This is a genomic window from Acidovorax benzenivorans, from assembly GCF_028680575.1.
GTDB lineage: Bacteria > Pseudomonadota > Gammaproteobacteria > Burkholderiales > Burkholderiaceae_C > Acidovorax > Acidovorax benzenivorans.
The window spans coordinates 338,025-359,387 of sequence record NZ_JAPCKI010000002.1 but is presented as its reverse complement, the minus strand read 5'-3'; the positions used below and the strand labels follow the sequence as shown (position 1 = coordinate 359,387).

The 21,363-nt window shown below is 61.8% G+C and carries 20 protein-coding genes; all 20 read right to left on the bottom strand.

Annotation, left to right across the window (positions count from 1 at the left end; genetic code table 11):
- Positions 1-12 precede the first annotated feature (12 nt).
- Complete coding sequence (locus OIN59_RS05090; RefSeq protein WP_274107751.1) at positions 13-522, bottom strand: DUF4442 domain-containing protein; 510 nt, start codon at positions 520-522, stop codon at positions 13-15.
- An 11-nt stretch (positions 523-533) separates the two neighbouring features.
- Complete coding sequence (locus OIN59_RS05085; RefSeq protein ID WP_274107750.1) at positions 534-2,936, bottom strand: 3-hydroxyacyl-CoA dehydrogenase/enoyl-CoA hydratase family protein; 2,403 nt, start codon at positions 2,934-2,936, stop codon at positions 534-536.
- 115 nt (positions 2,937-3,051) lie between these two features.
- Positions 3,052-3,489, bottom strand: coding sequence for a DUF2147 domain-containing protein (locus OIN59_RS05080; RefSeq protein WP_274107748.1), 438 nt, complete (start codon positions 3,487-3,489; stop codon positions 3,052-3,054).
- Between the two features lie 45 nt (positions 3,490-3,534).
- On the bottom strand, positions 3,535-5,331 hold the full coding sequence (locus tag OIN59_RS05075) for an acyl-CoA dehydrogenase C-terminal domain-containing protein (RefSeq protein WP_274107745.1): 1,797 nt from the start codon (positions 5,329-5,331) through the stop codon (positions 3,535-3,537).
- A 5-nt stretch (positions 5,332-5,336) separates the two neighbouring features.
- A complete protein-coding gene (locus OIN59_RS05070) occupies positions 5,337-6,083 on the bottom strand; it encodes a TetR/AcrR family transcriptional regulator (RefSeq protein ID WP_274107744.1) in 747 nt (248 codons plus the stop codon).
- A 149-nt stretch (positions 6,084-6,232) separates the two neighbouring features.
- Positions 6,233-6,895 (bottom strand): nucleoid occlusion factor SlmA, encoded by a 663-nt coding sequence (gene slmA, locus OIN59_RS05065; protein WP_274107742.1) that lies wholly within the window; start codon positions 6,893-6,895, stop codon positions 6,233-6,235.
- Positions 6,896-7,102: 207 nt separating this feature from the next.
- Positions 7,103-8,557, bottom strand: a complete 1,455-nt coding sequence (locus OIN59_RS05060; protein ID WP_274107740.1) for a sensor histidine kinase — start codon at positions 8,555-8,557, stop codon at positions 7,103-7,105.
- Between the two features lie 249 nt (positions 8,558-8,806).
- Entirely contained in the window at positions 8,807-9,499 is a 693-nt protein-coding gene (locus OIN59_RS05055; RefSeq protein ID WP_274108080.1) for a response regulator transcription factor, read from the bottom strand.
- Positions 9,500-9,684: 185 nt separating this feature from the next.
- A complete protein-coding gene (gene argB / locus OIN59_RS05050; protein WP_274107738.1) occupies positions 9,685-10,575 on the bottom strand; it encodes an acetylglutamate kinase in 891 nt (296 codons plus the stop codon).
- A 76-nt stretch (positions 10,576-10,651) separates the two neighbouring features.
- Positions 10,652-11,755 (bottom strand): MraY family glycosyltransferase, encoded by a 1,104-nt coding sequence (locus OIN59_RS05045; RefSeq protein ID WP_274107736.1) that lies wholly within the window; start codon positions 11,753-11,755, stop codon positions 10,652-10,654.
- A gap of 218 nt (positions 11,756-11,973) precedes the next feature.
- Entirely contained in the window at positions 11,974-12,447 is a 474-nt protein-coding gene (locus tag OIN59_RS05040) for a lytic transglycosylase domain-containing protein (RefSeq protein ID WP_274107734.1), read from the bottom strand.
- Positions 12,448-12,688: 241 nt separating this feature from the next.
- Complete coding sequence (locus tag OIN59_RS05035; protein WP_274107733.1) at positions 12,689-13,309, bottom strand: acyltransferase; 621 nt, start codon at positions 13,307-13,309, stop codon at positions 12,689-12,691.
- A gap of 24 nt (positions 13,310-13,333) precedes the next feature.
- A complete protein-coding gene (locus OIN59_RS05030; protein WP_274107731.1) occupies positions 13,334-14,326 on the bottom strand; it encodes a class I SAM-dependent methyltransferase in 993 nt (330 codons plus the stop codon).
- Complete coding sequence (locus tag OIN59_RS25290; RefSeq protein WP_328517972.1) at positions 14,313-15,176, bottom strand: hypothetical protein; 864 nt, start codon at positions 15,174-15,176, stop codon at positions 14,313-14,315. Before OIN59_RS25290 ends, OIN59_RS05030 begins: the two co-directional genes overlap by 14 nt.
- A 32-nt stretch (positions 15,177-15,208) precedes the next feature.
- On the bottom strand, positions 15,209-16,432 hold the full coding sequence (locus tag OIN59_RS05020; RefSeq protein WP_274107726.1) for an ABC transporter ATP-binding protein: 1,224 nt from the start codon (positions 16,430-16,432) through the stop codon (positions 15,209-15,211).
- A gap of 2 nt (positions 16,433-16,434) precedes the next feature.
- Complete coding sequence (locus OIN59_RS05015; protein WP_274107724.1) at positions 16,435-17,259, bottom strand: ABC transporter permease; 825 nt, start codon at positions 17,257-17,259, stop codon at positions 16,435-16,437.
- Positions 17,256-18,176 (bottom strand): NAD-dependent epimerase/dehydratase family protein, encoded by a 921-nt coding sequence (locus OIN59_RS05010; protein WP_274107722.1) that lies wholly within the window; start codon positions 18,174-18,176, stop codon positions 17,256-17,258. The genes OIN59_RS05015 and OIN59_RS05010 overlap by 4 nt, the downstream gene beginning before the upstream one ends.
- The gene (locus OIN59_RS05005) at positions 18,176-19,399 is read right to left on the bottom strand and encodes a glycosyltransferase family 4 protein (RefSeq protein WP_274107720.1); all 1,224 of its coding nucleotides are present in this window, start codon (positions 19,397-19,399) and stop codon (positions 18,176-18,178) included. Before OIN59_RS05005 ends, OIN59_RS05010 begins: the two co-directional genes overlap by 1 nt.
- 2 nt (positions 19,400-19,401) lie before the next feature.
- The gene (locus OIN59_RS05000) at positions 19,402-20,358 is read right to left on the bottom strand and encodes a glycosyltransferase family 2 protein (RefSeq protein ID WP_274107718.1); all 957 of its coding nucleotides are present in this window, start codon (positions 20,356-20,358) and stop codon (positions 19,402-19,404) included.
- Between the two features lie 180 nt (positions 20,359-20,538).
- Positions 20,539-21,363: a peptidylprolyl isomerase gene (locus OIN59_RS04995; RefSeq protein WP_274107716.1), complete on the bottom strand. Its 825-nt coding sequence runs from the start codon at positions 21,361-21,363 to the stop codon at positions 20,539-20,541.

Below are 21,363 nucleotides of genomic sequence, written 5' to 3'. Positions count from 1 at the left end.
GTTGTAACTCCTTCAATTCTTGGCGGGGCGGCTGGAAGGAATCCAGGCCCACGTAAATACACATTCGACCGGCTCCACACCGGCTTCGTCGGTCACGGTGACTGCGACCTGCACCTCGCCCTTGTCGCTGGCCCGCATGGCGGCGCGCTGCTCGGCGCTCAGCGTGGCCACGGCCTTGAGGCCGCCCGTGGCGCGCTTCTTGAACGCCATGGAAAGCTCCTTGGCCAGCGGGATGCAGTCGTCGCGCACGTTCATGCCCACCACCATGCCGGTGGCCGTTTCGGCCAGCAGGTTCATGGCCGAGGCATGCACACCACCGATGTGGTTCTGCACGCGGTGCTCGTTGGCAAGATGCACTTCGACACGCTCGGGCGTGAGCGACACGAACTTCACCCCGGCCGTGCCGGTGAAGGGCACGGCCCGGCGCAGGATGATGTTCTGCACAAAGCCACGCATGAAGGCGGGGGCCTCGTCCAGGCGCATCAGCGAGCGCTGGAGTTTGTTGGGGGCGTGGTCCGTCATGGCGATGGTGGTCAGTTGCGAACAGGTTTACCTGTCGAGAGCATGCCCAGGATGCGCTCGTGCGTCTTGGGCTGGGCGATCAGGTGGCAGAACGCCTTGCGCTCCAGCGTGAGCAGGTATTCCTCGCTCACCAGCGCGCCAGCATCCACGTCACCGCCACAGACCACTTCGGCAATCATGGCGCCGACCTTGAAGTCGTAGGCGCTGATGAAGCCGCCGTCACGCATGTTCACCAGCTGCGCCTTGATGGTGGCCAGGCCGCTGCGGCCCGCCACGGGGAACAGGCGCTTGTGCGGCGCACGCCAGCCGCTGGCGGCCATGGACTTGGCTTCGTTGATGGCCACGAACAGCAGCTCGTCCTTGTGCGGGACGATGATGTCGCTGTCCAGCAAGAAGCCCAGCTTGCGCGATTCGAGCGCGCTGGTGCCCACCTTGGCCATGGCGGCGGCGGTGAAGCCTTCGGTCAGGAAGGGCAGGATGTCCTTGCCGGTAGAGGCCGCCATGTTCTCGGCCGCACGGCGGGCGATATAGGTCAGGCCACCAGCGCCGGGCACCAGGCCCACGCCCACCTCCACCAGGCCGATGTAGCTTTCCATGTGCGCCACACGCTTGGCCGAATACACGGCCAGTTCGCAACCACCACCCAGCGCCATGCCATGGATGGCAGCCACCACAGGCACCTGGGCGTAGCGGATGCGCATCATCAGGTTCTGCAGCTCCTGCTCGATGCTTTCGACCGCATCGGCGCCGCCGACCAAAAAGGCGGGCATCGTGGCTTCCAGGTCGGCGCCCACGCTGAACGGTGCGTCGCCGGACCAGATCACCATGCCTTGGTACTCGGACTCGGCCAGCTCCAGGGCTTCCATCAGCGCCTCCATCACTTCGGGGCTGATGGCGTGCATCTTGTTCTTGATGCTGGCGATCAGCACCTGGCCATCGAGCGTCCAGGTGCGCAGCGCCTTGGACTCTGCAATGGTGGTACCGGCAGTGCGCCAGTCGGGCAGGTTGGACTCGCCCAGCAGCGACTCGGGGAAAATTTGACGCTCGTACACGGGCAACTGGCGGCGGGGCACAAACTTGTTCTGCGATGCACTCCACGAACCTTGTGCGGTGTGCACGCCACCGGTTTCGGCCACGGGGCCCTTGAAGACCCACTCGGGCAGCGGCGCCTTGCACAGGGCTTTGCCAGCGTCGATGTCTTCCTGAATCATCTTGGCCACGTCGAGCCAACCAGCCTCTTGCCACAGCTCGAAGGGGCCCTGCTTCATGCCAAAGCCCCAGCGCATGGCCTGGTCCACGTCGCGGGCGTTGTCGGCAATGGTGCCCAGGTGCACGGCAGCGTAGTGGAAGCTGTTGCGCAAGATGGCCCACAGGAACTGGCCGGGCGCGCCTTCTGCGTTGCGCAGCAGGCGCAAGCGTTCGGCAGCGGGCTTCTTGAGCATGCGGGCGTACACCTCGTCGGCCTTCTGGCCAGCAGGCACGTACTCTTCGCTTTCCAGCTCGAAGCGCATCACGTCGCGGCCAACCTTCTTGAAGAAACCGGCCTTGGCCTTCTGGCCCAGGTTGCCCAGCTCCAGCAGCTTTTTCAGCACGGCGGGCGTGCCAAAACTTTCATAGAAGGGGTCGGTCTCAATGCTCAGGTTGTCCTGCAGCGTCTTGATGACGTGGGCCATGGTGTCCAGGCCCACCACGTCGGCGGTACGGAAGGTGCCGCTCGATGCGCGGCCCAGCTTCTTGCCCGTGAGGTCATCCACCACGTCATAGGTCAGGCCAAAGTTTTCGACCTCCTTCATGGTGGCCAGCATGCCGGCGATGCCCACGCGGTTGGCGACGAAGTTGGGGGTGTCGTGCGCGCGCACCACGCCCTTGCCCAGGCCGCTGGTGACAAAGGCTTCGAGCTGGTCGAGCACTTCAGGCTGCGTGGTGGGCGTGTTGATCAGCTCCACCAGCGTCATGTAGCGTGGGGGGTTGAAGAAGTGGATGCCGCAGAAGCGCGGCTTGATGCTCTCGGGCAGCACTTCGGACAGCTTGGTGATCGACAGGCCCGAGGTGTTGGACGCCAGGATGGCGTGCTTGGCCACGTGGGGCGCGATCTTGGTGTACAGGTCCAGCTTCCAGTCCATGCGCTCGGCAATGGCCTCGATCACGAGGTCGCATTCCTTGAGCAGGTGCATGTGCTCTTCGTAGTTGGCTTGCTGGATCAGTGCTGCATCGTCGGCCACGCCCAGGGGCGAGGGTTTGAGTTTTTTCAGGCCTTCGATGGCCTTGGTGACGATGCCGTTCTTCGGGCCTTCCTTGGCAGGCAGGTCGAACAGCACCACCGGCACCTTCACGTTGACGAGGTGGGCGGCAATCTGCGCGCCCATCACGCCTGCGCCGAGCACGGCGACTTTTTTGACTTGGAATCTGGACATGGTTTGGATAGGTTCGAATCCGTTCGGGCTGAGCTTGTCGAAGCCTTGGCGAGGGGGTTGCATCCAGGCCCTGCGACAAGCTCAGGGCGAACGGGGGGTATTGAAAGGAGAGCGCTTACTGGACCCGGATCCAGGTCTGCGTGCGGCCAAAGGGGCCGATAGAGCCCCGCACTTCGAGCTTCTTGCCGCCCTCGATGGGCGTCATGCGCAGGGTGTAGTTGCGGCCGTTCTCGGGATCGAGAATCTTGCCGCCCTCCCACACCTCTTTGCCTTCGGCCTTCTTGGCGCCACGGATGATCTCCAGGCCCAGGATGGGCTTGCCCTTGCGGTCATCCGAGCATTCGTCGCAGACATCGTCGGGCTTGGCGTCCTTGGACAGGCGCTTTTCCAGCGCCCCGTGCAGCACGCTGCCGCCGATGTCGCGGATGCGGATTTCGGCCTTGGCCTCGCCGGTCTTGTCGTCGATGTTGCGCCACAGGCCTTCGGGCGTTGCCTGCGCCCACGCGGGCGCCGCAGACGCTACAAAAACAATAGCTGTTACCGCTTTATACATAAGCGCTCCGTGGCAAAAAGGCTTGAAATCCGCGCGATGCACCGATCAGGCCAGGGCTAGATCGGTGTCCATCAGCACCTTGCTGCCGGCACGGGCCGTGCGCATCAGCGTGGCGGTTTCAGGGAACAGCTTGGCAAAGTAGAAGCGTGCGGTCTGCAGCTTGGCGCCGTAGAAGGGGTCGGTGTTGCCAGCGGCGATCTCGCGCAGTGCCACCTGGGCCATGCGGGCGAACAGGTAGCCGAACACGAGGTGGCCCGCCACGCGCAGGTAGTCCACGGCAGCAGCGCCCACTTCGTCGGGGTTTTGCATGCCCTTGAAGCCGATCTCGGTGGTGAACTTGGTCATCTGGTCGCCCAGCATGGCCACGGGGTTGATGAACTCGGCCATCTTCTCGTTCACGCCTTCTTCTTCCACCAGTTGGCCGATCAGCTTGCCCAGCTTCTTGAGCGTGGCGCCGTTGTTGCCCAGTATCTTGCGGCCCAGCAAATCCAGCGACTGGATGGTGTTGGTGCCTTCGTAGATCATGTTGATGCGGTTGTCGCGCACGTACTGCTCCATGCCCCATTCCTTGATGAAGCCATGGCCACCGAAGACCTGCATGCACGCATTGGTGCTGATGTGGCCGTTGTCGGTGATGAAGGCCTTCACGATGGGGGTCAGCAGCGCCACCATCTCTTCGGATTCGGCACGCACCTTTTCATCGGGGTGGCTGTGCACCTTGTCCAGCAGCAGCGTGCAGAAAATCTGCAGCGCGCGGCCACCTTCGGCATAGGCCTTGGCGGTCAGCAGCATCTTGCGCACATCGGGGTGCACGATGATCGGGTCGGCGTCCTTGTCCTTGGCCTTGGTGCCCGACAGGCTGCGCATCTGGATGCGGTCCTTGGCGTAGGCCAGCGCGTTCTGGTAGGCCACTTCGGTCAGGCCCAGCGACTGGTTGCCCACGCCCAGGCGGGCGGCATTCATCATCACGAACATGGCGGCCAGGCCCTTGTTGGGCTGGCCCACCATGGTGCCGATGGCGCCGTCGATGGCGATCTGCGCGGTGGCGTTGCCGTGGATGCCCATCTTGTGCTCCAGGCCCGTGCAGAAGATCGGGTTGCGTTCACCCAGCGAGCCATCGGCCTTGATGTTGAACTTGGGCACGACGAACAGGCTGATGCCCTTGCTGCCCTTGGGCGCATCGGGCAGGCGGGCCAGCACCAGGTGGACGATGTTGGCGGCCATGTCGTGTTCGCCAGCGCTGATGAAGATCTTGTTGCCGGTGATCTTGTAGGTGCCGTCAGCCTGCGGCTCGGCCTTGGTGCGCAGCAGGCCCAGATCGGTACCGCAATGGGGTTCGGTCAGGCACATGGTGCCGGTCCACTCGCCGCTGGTGAGCTTGGGCAGGTAGATCTTCTTTTGCTCTTCGGTGCCGTGGGCGTGCAGGGCTTCGTACGCGCCGTGTGACAGGCCGGGGTACATGGTCCAGGCCTGGTTGGCCGAGTTCATCATCTCGTACAGGCACTGGTTCAGCACAAAAGGCAGGCCCTGGCCGCCGTAGGCGGGGTCGCAACTCAGCGCCGCCCAGCCGCCTTCGACGTACTTGGCATACGCGTCCTTGAAGCCCGTGGGGGTCTTCACTTCGTGCGTGGTCTTGTTGAGCACGCAGCCTTCGGTGTCGCCGCTGATGTTCAGCGGGAAGGTCACTTCGGCGGTGAACTTGCCGGCTTCTTCGAGCACGGCGTTGATGGTGTCCACATCCACCTCGGCATGGGGCGGCATTGCCTTGAATTCATCGCTGACCTTGAGCACTTCGTGCATGACGAATTGCATGTCCCGCAGGGGCGGCGTGTACATAGGCATGGGGTTTACTCCTTGGAGGTGGTGGTTTGGTTGGAAACTTTGCGGCGCTTGGCAGCTACAACAACGGGTGCTGCTTCTGCGGTGGCGCCTGGTTTTGCAGCGCTGTAACGCGCCAGGATGTTGTGAAAGCCCACGACGGCCCGGTCGATGGAGCCCGGGGTCTGCAGGAACCGCGCCTCGTAATGCAGCGCGAGGATGAGGCCGTGAATCTCGAAGAGCATCTGCTCTTCCTTGGTGTCGGCACGCAGCTCGCCCAGCTCCTTGCACTGTTCGATGGCTCGGCGCATCGCGGCGTGCCAGGTCAGTACCGAGCTGGCCAGCGCATCGCGCACGGGGCCGGTGCGGTCGTCAAACTCGACCGCGCCGCTGATGTAGATGCAGCCCGAGTCGATCTCGATGGAGGTGCGCTTCATCCAGTTGTCGAACAGCGCACGCAACCGCGCCACGCCGCGCGCGGCAGACATGGCGGGGTAAAACACTTCCTGCTCGAAGCGCGTGTGATATTCGCGGATGACAGAAATCTGCAGCTCTTCGCGGGAGCCAAAGTGGGCAAACACGCCCGACTTGCTCATGCCCGTGACGTCGGCCAGCGCCCCGATGGACAGGCCCTCCAGCCCAATGTGCGTGGCCAGGCCCAGCGCCGCCTCGACGATGGCCGCCTTGGTCTGCTGGCCTTTTTGCAGGGCGCGGCCGGTACCGCTGCGAGCGCGCGGTATGCGGGTGACCTGACGGGATTCGGGGATGGAGGACATGGGCACGAATAAAAACGAACGTTCGTTCTATTCTGCAGCAAATTCCCTGCAGCCCCCAAGCCCCCCGAAAAAATAGGGAGACCCACCCAAACCGCCCGTTGCAGCCGCGCCACCCTCTCCGCGACGTGCTGCCTCAGCGGGTCAGGGCGCTACAGCATCAACGCCAGACTGGCTTCCAGATGCTCGGTGGGCAGGCGCCGAAACCCTGAGCGCGCATAGCCCTGCAGGCGCCCAACCACAAAGGCCGTCAGCACACTGGCCGCCACCTGGGCATCGACCGTGGGTGTGCTGGATGCTGCCGTGGTCGCACGCAGGCATTGGCGCAAGGTGGATTCGATGCGGTCAAAAAACTGGTTCATGCGCTGCTGCAGGCGTTCGTGCTCGAACACCAGCGCGTCGCCCACCATCACCCGCACCATGCCCGGGTTGCGCTCGCCAAACTGGAGCACCAGGACCACAATGCGCGCGGCCTGGCGAGCGCCTACGTCCGCAGCCTGTGCGGGGTCGGGCACGTCGCGCCCGGTGATCTGCTGCACCAGCGTGAACACCGATTGCTCGATGAAATCGATCAACCCCTCGAACATCTGCGCCTTGCTGGCGAAGTGGCGGTACAACGCCGCCTCGCTGACCGACAGGCGCGCGGCCAGCGCGGCGGTGGTGATGCGCTCGGCCCCTGGCTGCTCCAGCATGGCGGCCAGGGCCTGCAGGATCTGGATGCGCCGCTCTCCGGGCTTGGGCCGCTTGCGGGCAGCCGCGACATCACCCGCTTCGGCGGTACTGGCAGACTCGGGGAGGGGCGAGATTTCAGACATGCAGGACAGGGGCTCCGGTGGGGCCCTGCTCCCGTTGCACATGCCACCGGGCATGGTCTGGTTACGGCAGGGCATGAATCACGATGTCATGTCTTGCACCAGCCAGCAGGGGCTTCGCCGCCATCTGTTTGCACAAGTCAATCGTGTGTGGAAATGATTCTCGCACAGGCCCCAAACCGGCCCGGACGGACTGCGGGCCGCGCACGACTACAGCGGAAACACCACCGTCACCAGCAGCCCGCGCCCCTGGGAGCCAGTGCCCAATGTCAGTGCGGCGCGATGCACACGGGCAATCTCGTCCGCAATGGCCAGGCCCAGGCCTGAGCCCTCCCCACCCGCGCCGGGCACGCGGTAGAACCGCTGCAACACGCGGGTGCGCTCGGCCTCGGACACGCCAGGCCCGTCGTCCTCCACCTCCACATAGGGCCGGGGCAGGCCCGCGCGCCCCTGGCGCAGTCCGCAGCGGATGGTGACCACACCGCCGGGCGGGGTGTATTTGATGGCGTTGTCCACCAGGTTGGACAACAGCTCGCGCAGCAGCCAGCCATGGCCGGTGACATGGACCGGTTGCACATCCAGGCCCAGGTCCAGGCCCTTGCCGGTAGCGGCGTCCAGAAAGTTCTCCAGCAGCGATTCGCACAGGTCCTTGAGGTCCACCCGCTGCGGAGGCTGCGCGTCGAGGCTGCGGGCGTCCGCACGGGACAGCGCCAGCAGCTGGTGCGCCAGCTGCGAGGTGCGCCGCGTGGCGTTGCGCAGCTTCTCGATCTGATACGCTCCCAAAACAATAGCACCTTGCGCACATTCTTCGTGCGCCAGCGGCATTTTTCGGTCGAAATCCGGGAACGACGTTCTTGGCGATGGGGCCGCCGCCTTGGCCATCATGGCCCAGGCCTCCACCTGGGCTTGCAGGCCTGCCAGCGGCGTGCGCAACTGGTGCGCCGCGTCGGCCACAAAACGGCGCTGCCCCTCGGCCTGCGCATTGACCAGCGCAAACAGGCGGTTGAGCGAGTGCACCAGGGGCCGCACCTCGTCGGGCGATGCCGCTTCGTCGATGGGGCTGAGGTCGCGTGGCGAGCGGCGCTCCACCGCCTCGGCCAGCCCCACCAGGGGCTTGAAAGCCTGCCGCACCGCCCAATGGATTGCAAAACCGGCTGCAATCAACAACACCATGTTGGGCAGCAGCACCCTCAAGAGCAGTTGCTGCGCCCATTTCTGGCGCGGGTCCGACCCATCGGCCAGAGCCACCACCAGTTCACCCGCCCCCGTGCGCCCGCGTTGCGCGGCCACCCGGTAGGTCACCCCGCCGAACTCCACGGAGTGGAACTCCGGGACCAGCGTGGTAGGCACTGCGCCGTGCACCCACCCCTCTCCGAGCAACAGGCGCCCCGAGGTGTCGCGCACGCTGTAAGCGGCAAACCCTGCGTTCTGGCGCAAAAAATCTTCGATGGGAGGGGCCAGCAGCAGCAGCGGCGGGTCGTTATCGTGAATAGGCGGCGCCAGCACCGAATCCGCGAGTGCGGGCAGCAGGCGCACCAAGCGCTGATCGTGCTGGCTGGCAGCCTCGTCGGCCGACCGATAGTCCAGCCAAACTCCCACCAGCGCCAGTACACACAGGGGCAACACCAGCATCAGCAGCAGCCGGGTGCGCAGATCGGACGTCATGGCACGCAAGCCGGGCCGCCGGGGGGGATCTTTCCGAAGCAGCATGGCGAGGCGGCAAAAAGAGCGCGGGGGCCGAAAGGAGCCCGCTCAAGAGGTGTGAATGAATCCGGCGTGGCCGAGCGGGCCGCACCGGCGCAACCCATCCAGGCGCAAAGCGCAGTCATAGCCCGGGCTATGGCGAGCATTGGCAACGCCGAGGGGGTGAGTTTTTGCGGAACGAGCGGGCATGGCGGGTTCGTTCACCCCGTCTCAGGGGGCCTGCAGTTCGAGCCGGTAACCAAAGCCCCGGATGGACCGCAGCGCCACGCCGTGGGGCTCCAGCTTGCCCCGCAGGCGCGAGACATACACCTCGACCGCGTTGGGTGTGATCTCCTTGTCCCAGCCGGTCAGCGCCTGCAGCAACTTGTCTTTGCTGGCGGGCTTGGGGGCGTTGATAAGCAGGTATTCGAGCACCGTCCACTCGCGCGGCCCCAGCTCGATGACCTGCTCGCCCGTCGGCGTGCGCATGCTGGCCCGGCGCCCGGCCGTGTCCAGCTCCAGCGGGCCAAAGCTCAGCACGGCAGTGGTCGCGGCCTGGGACCGGCGCAACAGCGCCCGCAGGCGCGCCAACAACTCGGGCAGCTCGAACGGCTTGACCATGTAGTCATCCGCCCCCAGGTCCAGCCCCTGCACCCGGTCGTGCAGCGCATCGCGCGCGGTCAGGATCAATACAGGCATGGCCGGGCTCGCCATGTCAGGGCGGCGCAGGCGGCGCGTCAGTTCCAGGCCGTCCATGGCGGGCAGTCCAATGTCGATGATGGCCGCGTCAAACGACTCGGCACGCAACACCTCTTCGGCCCGCTCACCACTGCCCACCCAGTCCACCGCATAGCCCGCATCGGTGAGCCCCAGCTTGATGCCGCTGGCCACCATCACATCGTCTTCGACCAACAGCAGGCGCATGTCAGCGCCCCCACGCGCCAAAGGCGATTCGCTGCGGTTGATGTCCACGAAGAACATCCCCAAAGGGAGCGCAAGCCGTCGTGGCACGGGAGAGGCCAGCGGCTGCCGCGCAAGGGCCACCCCGCCGCGCTGGCGACGTCCCCCCCCTTGGGGGGAAGGGTGCGAAGCGACTCAGGGGGGGCATCTCAATGACTACGGATCATGGTGCCGTAGGCCTGGTCGGTCAGGATCTCCAGCAACATGGCATGTGGTACACGGCCATCGATGATGTGCACGGCGTTGACCCCCGCCTTGGCGGCATCCAGCGCGCCCGCAATCTTGGGCAGCATGCCGCCCGAGATGGTGCCATCGGCAAACAGCTCTTCAATGCGGCGGGCCGTCAGGTCGGTCAGCAGGTTGCCTGCCTTGTCCAGAACGCCAGGGGTGTTGGTCAGCAGCATCAGCTTTTCGGCCCGCAGCACCGTCGCCAATTTGCTGGCCACCACGTCGGCATTGATGTTGTAGCTCTCATTGTTCTCGCCAAAGCCAATGGGGCTGATGACAGGGATGAAAGCGTCGTCCTGCAATGCCTTCACCACGCTGGGGTCGATAGAGACAATGTCCCCCACCTGGCCCACGTCGTGTTCGATGCTGGGGTCCTTGCTGTCCACCATCTTGAGCTTTTGGGCGCGGATCATGCCGCCATCGCGGCCGGTCAAACCCACGGCCTTGCCGCCGGCCTGGTTGATCAAGCCCACGATGTCCTGCTGCACCTCACCGGCCAGCACCCACTCGACCACTTCCATGGTCTCGGCATCGGTCACACGCATGCCCTGGATGAACTCGCCTTTCTTGCCCAGACGGTTGAGCGCCGTCTCGATCTGCGGGCCACCGCCATGCACCACCACTGGGTTCATGCCCACCAGCTTGAGCAGCACCACATCCTCGGCAAAGTCGGCCTGCAGGGCCGGGTCGGTCATGGCGTTGCCGCCGTACTTGATCACCATGGTCTTGCCATGGAACTTGCGGATGTAAGGCAGCGCCTGGGCCAGGATTTCAGCCTTGTCGCGCGGGGCAATCGAAAGAAGGTCGGTCATGGAGGCGTGCCATCCGGAGAAAACTGTGAGGCGCAAATTGTGCCGCATTCGCCGGGCCCGCGAACACAAGAAGGCGTCAGTGGCGCAACCAGTTCGGCACTTTGAACCGCACGATGGCCATATACGCCATCACATAGCTGATCACAAACAGCCCACAAAACGCCATGAGCAAAGGCGTGTTGTTCCAGAACAGCACCGCAGGCACCACCGTCAGCAGCGTAAAACCCCACAGATAAGGCGACGTACGGTTGTTGCGCATCAGCACGCGGCGCGATTCATCGTCGTGGAACACCCCACGCACGATGCGGCGGTAGATCAGCTGGTGGAAATGCAGCGCATCGGCCACACCCGGAGAAACGCCCCGCACCGACTTGCGGTAAATGGAGAAAATCGTCTCCCAGACCGGGTAGATCAGCAGAAGCATCGGGAACCAGGGTGATACGTCCGCGTTGCGCTGCACCAGCGAGATGCTGGCCACGGCGATCACCACGCCCCACACATAGGCACCACCATCTCCGGCAAACAACATGCCACGTGGGTAGTTCCAGACCAGAAAGCCACCCGTGGCTGCGGCGGTAGACACCAACAGCGCCGCCAGCGCACGGTCGCCCACCTGCAAGGCGACATGAGCCAGTGCCAGGCACACGATCAAGGCGACCATGCCCGCCAGACCGTTGTAGCCGTCAATGATGTTGAAGGCGTGGGGCAGGCCTGCGACGGCAAGCACAACAACGGCAATACCAAGCCAGGGGGCTGCGGCAAGAACAGCATCGAGCCAGAGCAAACCCATGCGCGGCAGGGTCAGATCCAAAAGCACCACAGCCAACACGCCTGAAGCCCCCGTCAGAATCAAGCGATAGCGCACTGATAAACGCTGTGTCATGTCTTCCGCAATGCCTCCCAGGGCCGAAGGCAACAACACCACGAGCCAACCACCAACCCACGCGCCCAGTCTGAGCGAACCTGGATCACCCCACTGCAAAGACTGCAGCACCCCAAGCCCCCAACTGCAGCCAATTCCCAATAGCAAGGCGCCCCCACCCAGGCGCGGAATATCGCCCAGATGAAACCGTTGCGGCATGCCGTTACCGTACACAGAAGCGTGGCTGCGCATCCATCGCACGATGTAACCTGCAGCCAACGCTGCAACGATGAATGCCACCACAGATAACCAGATCATGAGCGGCCGATGGTACCCGCACTCAAAACAAACGCCTGTAAAAAAGCGCTAAACGCAGTTTTAGTGCGCCATCGTTCACGGCCGGCGACCTTACCGCATGTGAGGTGTCGGACATGCCAACTCATAGGGTCACTACCTGGCATCCATGCCACGTCAAAGCAAAGGTTCAGAGCGCAAAAGAGTGCCATTGAGTGGACGGGGTCAGGCGCGCGGATGCGTTATCGGACAAGGGTCCGATAGATGCGCATGACCTTCGCCACATATTGCTGGGTTTCTGGGTAAGGAGGTATCTGGCGACCATATTTGATCACTGCCCCCTCTCCCGCGTTATAGGCGGCCAGGGCCAATTCTTTGTCCCCGTCGAACATCCGTAGCAGGTCGGCAAGATAACGGCTTCCCACTTGTGCATTCACCTTGGGCTCCATGACCGCATGCTCTCCACCCGACGAGGAGCGAGCCGCGACACCATATCGCTCTGCAGTTGCGGGCATGACCTGCATCAATCCCAAGGCGCCTTTGCGTGATATTGCTTTTTCATTGAACGCAGACTCTGCCGCTGCAACCGCAATCACCAAGGCTGGATCCAACGACTGCGACAACGCCGCCGCTTCCAAATGAGGTTTTGCTGCGTCATAGCCTGGAAGTTTCAACGCGGAAGGATCGCGCGATTTGCCCTCCTTGCCAGCTTTCACGGCGGGGGTGCGACTGAGCCATGTCACCCCCCGAAGTGCAGGCGGAGTCCCATTGCCGATATGTACTACCCCGTCACCATCCACGAATTCCCAGACTTCATCCGCGTAAGCACAGACTTGTAGCCCACACCAAACCGCAGCAAATAACACAGCGAAACGCAACAGACTTAGCGCATAGCGCCGTCTACCATCGCCCAATCGTTTTCCATCAGATCCAACCATCATTGCTTCAATACGGCACTCAGCGCCAAATTTTTTTCAAGACTACCTGCACACCTTGAAGTTTGCCCAAGACGCTTTTCGTCGGTTGAGTCCAAGCGTTGCCGCGGCGCGAACGGAGTAGCCTTGCCGGCATTCCTGCGGCCACCATTCCATCAGGCACATCCTGTCGAACGAGGGCACCCGCCGCCACCACTGCGCCCCGGCCGATGGTCACCCCCTCCAAAATGATTGCACCAGCGCCGATCCAGGCCCCATCCCCTACCTTGATCTTGTCGCGAGTAATGCGATTTCTCGCAATGATCACGTCACCCTCGTCAATTGCATGCCCTGCCGACAAGAGCTTTGCGTGGGGGCCGATCAGCACATCCTCCCCAATCTCCAACCCGCCCTCTCCAGAAAGATAGGCCCCGACATTCACGATCGTACGTGCGCCAATACGGATACCCACGCACGGATCTGCGACCACATCGCCTAAAACAAGACGAGTGTATGCATAGAGACTGACACCATCGGCCAGACAAAGCACATCAGCTCGCTGCCCGAATCGCATTACGGATACCGAGGGATCAATTCGGCAGTCCGCTCCGAGAACATCCACACCCGCATGCGACAGCGTGAAATCGGGAATCCCTAACAACATATCAAACCCACCATGGACACCGGATCAGGTGCGCCCCAAGAGCCTGCGCCAACGGCGAGACCACCCGCCGTCCTGGCCTCCAGGACTGGTCTGGCAGGACACCAGCGCTGCCTCAACAGTCCTCTTCTCTGCCCGGACGATCTCCACTTCCGTGCGCAACTCCTTGATTTCAATCTGCAGTTTGCTGATGATGTCCTTCGCCTCCGCAAAAGCCTTCTGATGCTCCAGCAGCGACGCACGTTCGCGCTGATGAACCACGGTTAATGTCTGCAGATCATCTCGCAGTTTGTCGGCGGCGCTGCGAGCCTCGCTCAGTTCCCAGGCAGAAGCATCCACTGAAGGCGTCACCACCACCATCCATTGGTATACATCAAAGTCCGGCCAACCCGCCAGCAACGCCTGACGCTGCTCACCCGTCAATGCACTCCAGTACCAAGCAAACTCACTGCATTCAACAGGCACTCGATTGGCATCCCAAAATCTGGGGGCCCAACCGCAATTCAGCAGCATCTTTTCAATGCTGCGCTTGGTAAAAAACCGAACATGTGTTCTGTCCAGCTGCCCTTTATCGGAATAGTCGAAGATGCCATTGCGCATCGCCGCCAGCACACCGGCATAGGCGATGTTGGGAACAGAGATCACCAACCGCCCCATCGGGGCAATGAAGTCCCCCAATCGGCGCAGCACGTCTTCGGGCTTCCTCAGGTGCTCCAGAACATCGCAGGCGAGTACCACATCGAAGCGACGGCCAGCAATTGTGTCCAACCAGTCCGGGCTGTCCAGATTCCCCTCAATCACCTCGGCACCAAGCGTCTGCAAGGCTGTCAAGGCCTCAGGATCGTTTTCTACGACCGTGACGCGATGACCGCGGGCCAGCAGCACCTTGGTCATCGCTCCCGGGCCGGGTCCCAGTTCCAGTACCGATAGCCCCCCGGGCGGCACGCAACGCAACAGACGCGCGGCCCACTCTTCCCCATCGGGCTCGAAGGCATAGTCATAACGATCAATGGTGGACAAGACGATCCCCTTGTGAAGTTGGCCGCCACATCTGGTCCCAGAGTCCCCATTGCCACCACGCCCAAGGCCGGGCTGCTACGTCCTCGGCTAGGCGCCGAACCACCCGGTTGAGGGCCACTTCTGGTTCTTCAGGCAAGGCCTCAATCACAACCTCCAGTTGATCCGGTGCAACGCTTCGGGTCATTCCATGCAGAAGAGCGGCACCTGTCGATTGTGCCAAGCGCTCGATGCCCGTGGGCAAATTCAGCTGCCCACCCAAGAATGCATGGCTACGCATTCGACCAAATTCCGGCCGCCAGGCATCCGCGAGAATGACCCACGCTTGCCCAGATCGGAGTCCTTCATGGACCGGGCGAAGCCCTTGGTTGGAAGTGCGCCACTGCCCCCTGGTAATTTGGGTATAGGCGCTGATCTTCCTCATCAAGAAATCTCGGTGGGCGGCTCCAAGCTCCAAATTGTCAGCGATCGGCATCGTCATGGTGTGCAAAGTCAAGCCCCTGAGAGCCAGTGCGATGGGTGCGGTCAACAATCGGTCGTAATGATTTAGCACCAGGATGAACCCTTGGCCTCGGCTCAGCAAGCATTCCACGTGCTCCCATCCCGCAAGCTGGATTTTCGGCCCTCCTCTGGCACCCAATCGGTGCAGCGCTACCGAGTCCAACTGTTCTTGGGCAAGCATGTCCAAGTGGGCACATGCCCATTGCCGGTATTCGGCCTCCAGCCTGTCAGGAAATACGCTCCGAAAGCGCTCCTGCAGGAAACGCTCCGTCGCCTGCCGGGTCCGCATTGGATCACGCCCCAACTTGGGCGCTATGTGCCATGGCAATGTTGACGGCATGCGCCCCAGCATTGGAAACGCCCATTTGAAACGCCAATCGCTTGTCATGCTGCTGACAGCCACTCGTGTTCCAGCCAAACGAGACCAAATTCGCGATGTTTCTGGTTGAGGACCGTGAACGGCTGAATCAGCTCAGCCATGTCGAGCACTTGCAGCCCCGTGTCATCCAGCGTGTAAACGTTCCAGAGATATTCGCCCGACAACAAAGGCAGTCGAGGGAAGCGGACCCGGATAACGTGCGTTCCAATTCCCTGCATTGCGGATCGCCCGCCCCCCTGAAACTGTGTGCTGCTGCCAAACACGTTGTCCTTGTCAGGCCTCACGATGGCAAAGCCTACATGGAATGGCGCGTTGCTATACGCCTCAACCTCAATTTCCAATGTCAGGTCTTGAAACGAGTCTACTTGCGCTGGATTGATGCCGTCAGCGCTCTCCGTGCACAAGCGCACGATCTTCACCGGCGCAGTGCTCGCAGTCGGCGATGCCGATCTCTCGCGCTTCTCGCCTCCCTCGGCAAGAGCACCAGCCGAGGACGAATCAGAGTACCGGCGACGCTCATGTGCTTCATAGGCCGTCACCACATCCTCTGTGGCGCCAATGGCTCGGATCTGCCCACCATGAACCCACGCAGCACGCTGACAAAGGCTGCGCACCTGATACAAATTGTGGGAACAGAAGAGCACCGTAGCCCCACGCTCGCGCAACTCCAAGATGCGATTCAGACTCTTCTTTTGGAAATGCAGATCCCCTACAGACAATGCCTCATCCACAATCAGCACGTCTGGATCGATAGCCGTTGCGGCGGCGAACGCTAAGCGCATGAACATTCCAGAAGAGTATGTCTTGACGGGACGCTCCAATGTCTCTCGGGTCAGTTCAGAGAAAGCCGTTGCTCGCTGGACAAAATCCGCCATCGCACCGCCCTCCAAACCATGCAAGGCGGCCATGAATCGGATGTTGTCGTAACCAGACTCCTCGGGATGGAAACCAGCACCCAGCTCCAGCAGCGCCGCAACCCGACCTTGTTGAGTCACTCGCCCGCGCGTAGGGCGGATGGTTCCGGCTGCAATCTTCAACAGCGTGCTTTTCCCCGCCCCGTTTTCACCGATGAGACCAAACGTCTCGCCCGCCTGCACCTCAAAATCCACGCCCGTCAGCGCCACGTGCACACGGTGCCGCTGACTACGCGTTACCCATTCCCACAACCGGTCCTGGGGACGGGCGTACACCATGTAGGTTTTCTCGATGCCCTCAAAGCAAATGGTCATGACTACAGCGCCTCGCCCAGAGCGGATTTCATCGAGCGGAAGAACCACCACCCCCCACCTCCAAGCGCCAAAACCCACGCTACCAATGCCATTGCAGTGCCTGGAGGCACCGGCATATGCAGAACCGTTCCTTGCACCATAAGCACCAAGCAGGCAACGGGATTGAAAAGAAACCAATGGTGAAATTTTTCTGGCACTTGGGACAGCGGGTAGACGATCGGGGTGACGTAAAACCAAAGCTGCAGGCCAAAAGCCACCATGGAGCCAACATCACGCCAAAGAAAATGAGCCATGCTCAGCAGCAAGGTCAATCCGTAGGTCATCACTATCTGTGCCAGCACAAGAAACGGCAACCAGGCGAGCGATGCGTATGGCCCAACGCCTTCGCCGACAGAAAGCACCAGCAACAAACCATACCCGATCCCCAGGACCAGCAGGCTTCCTCCGACCGACACAGCAGGCAGGATCTCCGCTGGCATGGGCTGCTTGCGCAAAAAGTCTTCGTATGCCGCCAGGCAACCTACCCCCCGACCAATGGCATCGGTAAAAGGGAGCCACACGGCCAGCCCCGCCAGCAGGTGCAGGAGATACCCGTTGTTTACTTCCAGTCCAGGAACCCGCACCGCTAGCACCAAGCCAAAGAGCACATAAAAAATGGCAAGGGAGGCAAGAGGCTGAACAAATGCCCAAACAAAGCCCAACACTGAACCGGCATATCGGGTCTTGAACTCGCGCACCATCCAGTAACGCCACAAGACCCACAATTGCCTGGCGCTCCTGGGCGTCGCAGGCGTAGCGGCCACGGCATGAGAATCCGACTTCGTCATGACACCGTCCGCAGCCACTGCACCGACATGGCTACCCCCTCTTCAAATGTCATTTGGGGCGCCCAGTGCAACTCCTCCCGCGCACGCTGAATATCCAGCACATTCACTGGTGGGTCGAACGGACGCGCAGGAAAGACACGCCGCTCCACACTCCGCCCCAGCAGCCGCTCCAGGGACAGAATGATGTCATTGACACTATGTCCCGCGCCCCCGCCAATGTTGAAAATTCGTGCAGCCCCCTCATGGCATGCAGCCGCCATAAAGGCCCGCCCCACGTCTGCCGCATACACAAAATCACGAACCACGGAGCCGTCACCCCATACGTCAATCGGCTGCCCATGCAACGCACGGTGCGCAAAAACCGCGATGACGCCTTGTACACCGTGAGGCTGCTGCCACTCCCCGTAGGGGTTGCTAAGCCGCAAGATGCGGCACGGCAGCCCGTTCTGCGTCTCCTCGATGCGCAGGTGGTGCTCAATGGCCAGCTTCGTGGCCCCGTAGGCCCCCATCGGCATGGTCGGGTGGTCTTCTCTCAGTGGAACAGACTGGGGGCGCCCGTAAACAGCCCCCCCCGATGAGGCAAATAATAGACGGGGGCGCGCGCGCTGCTGGCGCAGCGCCTGCAGAAGACGCAACGTACCAACGAGATTTGTCTGCACGTCCTGGACCGGATCCTCACTCGCAGTCGCAGGTACCGTGGAAGAAGCCAGATGGACGATGGTATCGGCTCCACCCACCGCGTCCCACCAAGATGCCAGGTCAAAACAATCCGCCTGCACTTCCCCGGCCAGCCACGGGGCACTGCCCGGTAGCGAAAGTGCCCGATCCACAGACCATACCTCAACGCCTTCTGCAGCCATGGAGCGCCCAACGTGGCGGCCCAGGAATCCGGCCCCTCCCAATATTGCGCAACGCATCAGGATCCGCCTCGCACTTCTTGCGACCTTGCACGCAGCATCCCTGCTTCAAAGTCTCGCGCTACAGCATCCCAGGTCAGGCTACGGGCAAAGGCTTCAGCCCGTTGACTCAGCGCATGACGACGCTCGTTATCCTGCAGCAAAGCGCAAATGGCCTCGGCCAGCCCTTCCGGGGAGGAGTCCGCCAGCACCACAACCTCGTCATTCAGCAACCATTCGACATTCGCCCCCCGATTGGAGACGACCGGGCAGCCGCTGGCCATCAGCTCCAATGGCAGCAATGATGCATTGGTCAGGGACAAGACCAGTGCAGCATCGCACTGGCTGTAGAGATCGGGCAAGTCATCCAGCGCCACGGTGCCACAGCCCAGATGCGGAAACGGAATGTGATATCCGGCCGTATCCCATCCCGCCAGCACAAACTGAACATCGGGTAAACGCTCCCATACGGCGTTCAGTACCAGCAAACCCAGCTCAAACGCACGCCGGGGAGTAGGAGGACGCGCGTAGAAAAAAACACGTCGTATCTCCGGCTCTCTGCGCAGCAGGCGACGATAGCGCTCCAGTTCAACGCCAAAACCCACCGGGTGAGTGGTCATCCCATATTCCTGGGCCAGCTTGTGCGCCAGCCAACCACCTGCAGTGATACCGAAGAACCCGAAGTGATACGTGTTTTCGGCCAACACAGACTCAGACCCTACGGGGTAGAAGTGCGGCTCGTAGTCCTGCACAAAATAAAGCTTGTGCCGAGCCCCCGTGAAAGCTCGTACCGCATAGGCCGTGTCCCAACCCGTAGCTACAGCAAACTCACAGGGCGGCAGCTTGTCTAAGCCCAAAAGAACCTGGGCCTGCAAAGGAAAGAAATGCGCGCGGATTTTCTGACGCGCCTCGTCGGCATCCTGATGCATGACAGGTTTGCCGATCACGATCGTGGACTTGTAACCCATCTGCTCCAGATGCCAGATGGTGCGAAAAATGTTCAGATGACCGCCCGACCCCACGTTGAAATCGGGAATGAACCATAGAAGGGTGCCTACCGACACCACCCCTGGAAGGGGAGACAATGCGTAAGGCAAGGCAAAGTCGTAATGTCGAAACACATCGACGTGGCGCCCCGGGCCTTGTCGCAGACGCCGCACCACCGCGCGCAACGCAGGGATCACACCCTCCTTGCGAACCATCTCCTTGATGCGCCAGATTTTTCTCTTCAGATTCAACGACATGGTCAAGCTGCCCCTGCGCGCTGCAATTGCTCATCACGCGACACCGAACGCAGCAGCCATGCAGGCAGGTGATCATGGCGAGTGCCCAGGTATTGGCCCACCACACGAGCCAGTTCAATACATGCCATAAATCCTGCGTTCTTGAAAAGGCGCCAACCTCGCAGGCCACCACTCTTCAGCCACGACCGATCACGCAATGCCAAATGCACGGCAGATTTCAGGGCTCGTGGCAGGCTGTCCTGGATGCGGTATCCGAAATATCGATTGAAGGAGCGCGCCTCGTCGAAGTTGCGCTGCAATGTCTCCCAAACTCCAAAATCATGCGAGTGGTACACCGCGGCGTCGGGAACGAATGCCTTGGCATAGCCCGCCTCGATAGCGCGCAAAGCCCATGTCTGGTCCTCAGCAAAGGCCACATCTGGCAAAGGCAGCTTTTCCCATACGGAGCGCCTGATGCAGGAATTGTTGTCGGAGAAAAAGTGCAGCCACTGCCGGTAACCGGGATCTGCCGCAAAACGCACTGGGTCCTCCATGCGCACCACCGACAACTGTTCACCAAAGCCCGCAAAGTGCTGACTCAATTCACAATGCGTAACATGCCTTGCTTGGGGGTGCGCCATGTGCGGACCAAACGCACCGGCCACAGAGGGCTCCGTATCGCAACCTTGTACGATGTTTTTCAGCCACTGTGGGCTGGCGGGCCTGGCGTCCTGTGTGATGAACACCAAAAACTGTCCCGTTGCCATCGACGCCAGCAGGTTGCGTGTGCGGCCATGGCCAAATTCGGCCGCAGGAATCGTTTCCACCCGCACTCCGCGCGCACGAGCCAAAGCCACCGACCCGTCGGATGACCCCGAGTCCACCACAATGACCTCAAAGGGCCATGGAGTCTGCTGGGCCAGCACGGCGTCCAGCACTTCGCCGAGCAGTAGGCCGCCATTCTTGACGGGGATCAGCACGGAGGCGTGTATTGGGTTCATTGTCTGGTTGCTGCTGATGCGTTTGCTCGAGATCACATGCCCGAGCGCCCGCAAGCAACTCACATCGACAGGACACGGCGTTCCACAGAACCGCGAATTGTACTGTGCGGCCCTTGCAGGGTAGAACGCTCAGCGCTCGCCCTTGTATCGGTCTGTGAACTACTTGGCAGCCTCGACCGGCTTGTTGAACAGGCCACGGATGGCAGACTGATCCAACACAACGCCGTATTTCTCAAACAGGCGATCTTGCGTTTGCTTGGCAGACTGCTCCCGGCAGAACCTTACCGCGCGATTTGGCACCGACGCAGCAACGTCTTCCCAGGCCAGTTGCTGGGCCTCACGCTTGGCCACCACGGAGAACAAATACACAAATTCGCCCTCACGCACCGGTCCGACCATGTCTCCGGCCTTGGCATCGGCCAGCGCGCGCAAGATCCTGGCTTCATCGGTCAAAGTCACCCACCCCAAGTCCCCCTGAGGATCCAGCTTATAGACAGCACTCGCGCGCTCAGCCACGTCATCGAACTTGCGGGTTCCTGAACCGATGGCCAGGGCTTGCTGCATCAACCAACTACCCGCATGCTCTCCGTCCACCACCTCGCTCGCGGGGAGCATGGCGCGGCTCACGCGCACCATGGGTGGGACGCGAAACGCCTGGGGATTCGCGTCAAAGAACTGCCGAGCCGCCGCAGTATCTGCCGGGGGCTCACACGCCGGTGCAAGCTTCTTGTAGACCGTCAAGCTATACACCTCGTCAAAGCGGTCGTTTTCCTTGCCCTCACGACGCCGCTCGCCCATCGCCTCGCCCTCCAGCACCAGGGCACGGTTCATGGCCATTTCACGCAAGGCAGTCTGCACACCAATGACGCTGCGGCTGGCGTGCCGCATGTCGATACGGCGCGCAAAAAAATCATCCAGTTCTTGCTGGGTGATCGTCTCGCCGCCCTTGAAACGCACCAGCACGGCGCTGTTTGCATCCGCCAT

Excerpts from the sequence above, each read along its gene's own strand:
- OIN59_RS05055 (WP_274108080.1), bottom strand. The coding sequence starts at position 9,499 with ATGCGCCTGCTGTTGGTCGAAGACGATGTGATGGTGGCCAGCGGCATC.
- OIN59_RS05070 (WP_274107744.1), bottom strand. The coding sequence starts at position 6,083 with ATGTCCTCCATCCCCGAATCCCGTCAGGTCACCCGCATACCGCGCGCT.
- OIN59_RS05035 (WP_274107733.1), bottom strand. The coding sequence starts at position 13,309 with ATGTTGTTAGGGATTCCCGATTTCACGCTGTCGCATGCGGGTGTGGAT.
- OIN59_RS05045 (WP_274107736.1), bottom strand. The coding sequence starts at position 11,755 with ATGATCTGGTTATCTGTGGTGGCATTCATCGTTGCAGCGTTGGCTGCA.
- OIN59_RS05090 (WP_274107751.1), bottom strand. The coding sequence starts at position 522 with ATGACGGACCACGCCCCCAACAAACTCCAGCGCTCGCTGATGCGCCTG.
- OIN59_RS05015 (WP_274107724.1), bottom strand. The coding sequence starts at position 17,259 with ATGACGAAGTCGGATTCTCATGCCGTGGCCGCTACGCCTGCGACGCCC.
- argB (WP_274107738.1), bottom strand. The coding sequence starts at position 10,575 with ATGACCGACCTTCTTTCGATTGCCCCGCGCGACAAGGCTGAAATCCTG.
- OIN59_RS04995 (WP_274107716.1), bottom strand. The coding sequence starts at position 21,363 with ATGGCGGATGCAAACAGCGCCGTGCTGGTGCGTTTCAAGGGCGGCGAG.
- OIN59_RS05085 (WP_274107750.1), bottom strand. The coding sequence starts at position 2,936 with ATGTCCAGATTCCAAGTCAAAAAAGTCGCCGTGCTCGGCGCAGGCGTG.
- OIN59_RS05020 (WP_274107726.1), bottom strand. The coding sequence starts at position 16,432 with ATGACCATTTGCTTTGAGGGCATCGAGAAAACCTACATGGTGTACGCC.
- OIN59_RS05080 (WP_274107748.1), bottom strand. The coding sequence starts at position 3,489 with ATGTATAAAGCGGTAACAGCTATTGTTTTTGTAGCGTCTGCGGCGCCC.
- OIN59_RS05005 (WP_274107720.1), bottom strand. The coding sequence starts at position 19,399 with ATGTCGTTGAATCTGAAGAGAAAAATCTGGCGCATCAAGGAGATGGTT.
- OIN59_RS05010 (WP_274107722.1), bottom strand. The coding sequence starts at position 18,176 with ATGCGTTGCGCAATATTGGGAGGGGCCGGATTCCTGGGCCGCCACGTT.
- slmA (WP_274107742.1), bottom strand. The coding sequence starts at position 6,895 with ATGTCTGAAATCTCGCCCCTCCCCGAGTCTGCCAGTACCGCCGAAGCG.
- OIN59_RS05060 (WP_274107740.1), bottom strand. The coding sequence starts at position 8,557 with ATGACGTCCGATCTGCGCACCCGGCTGCTGCTGATGCTGGTGTTGCCC.
- OIN59_RS25290 (WP_328517972.1), bottom strand. The coding sequence starts at position 15,176 with ATGCTGGGGCGCATGCCGTCAACATTGCCATGGCACATAGCGCCCAAG.
- OIN59_RS05075 (WP_274107745.1), bottom strand. The coding sequence starts at position 5,331 with ATGCCTATGTACACGCCGCCCCTGCGGGACATGCAATTCGTCATGCAC.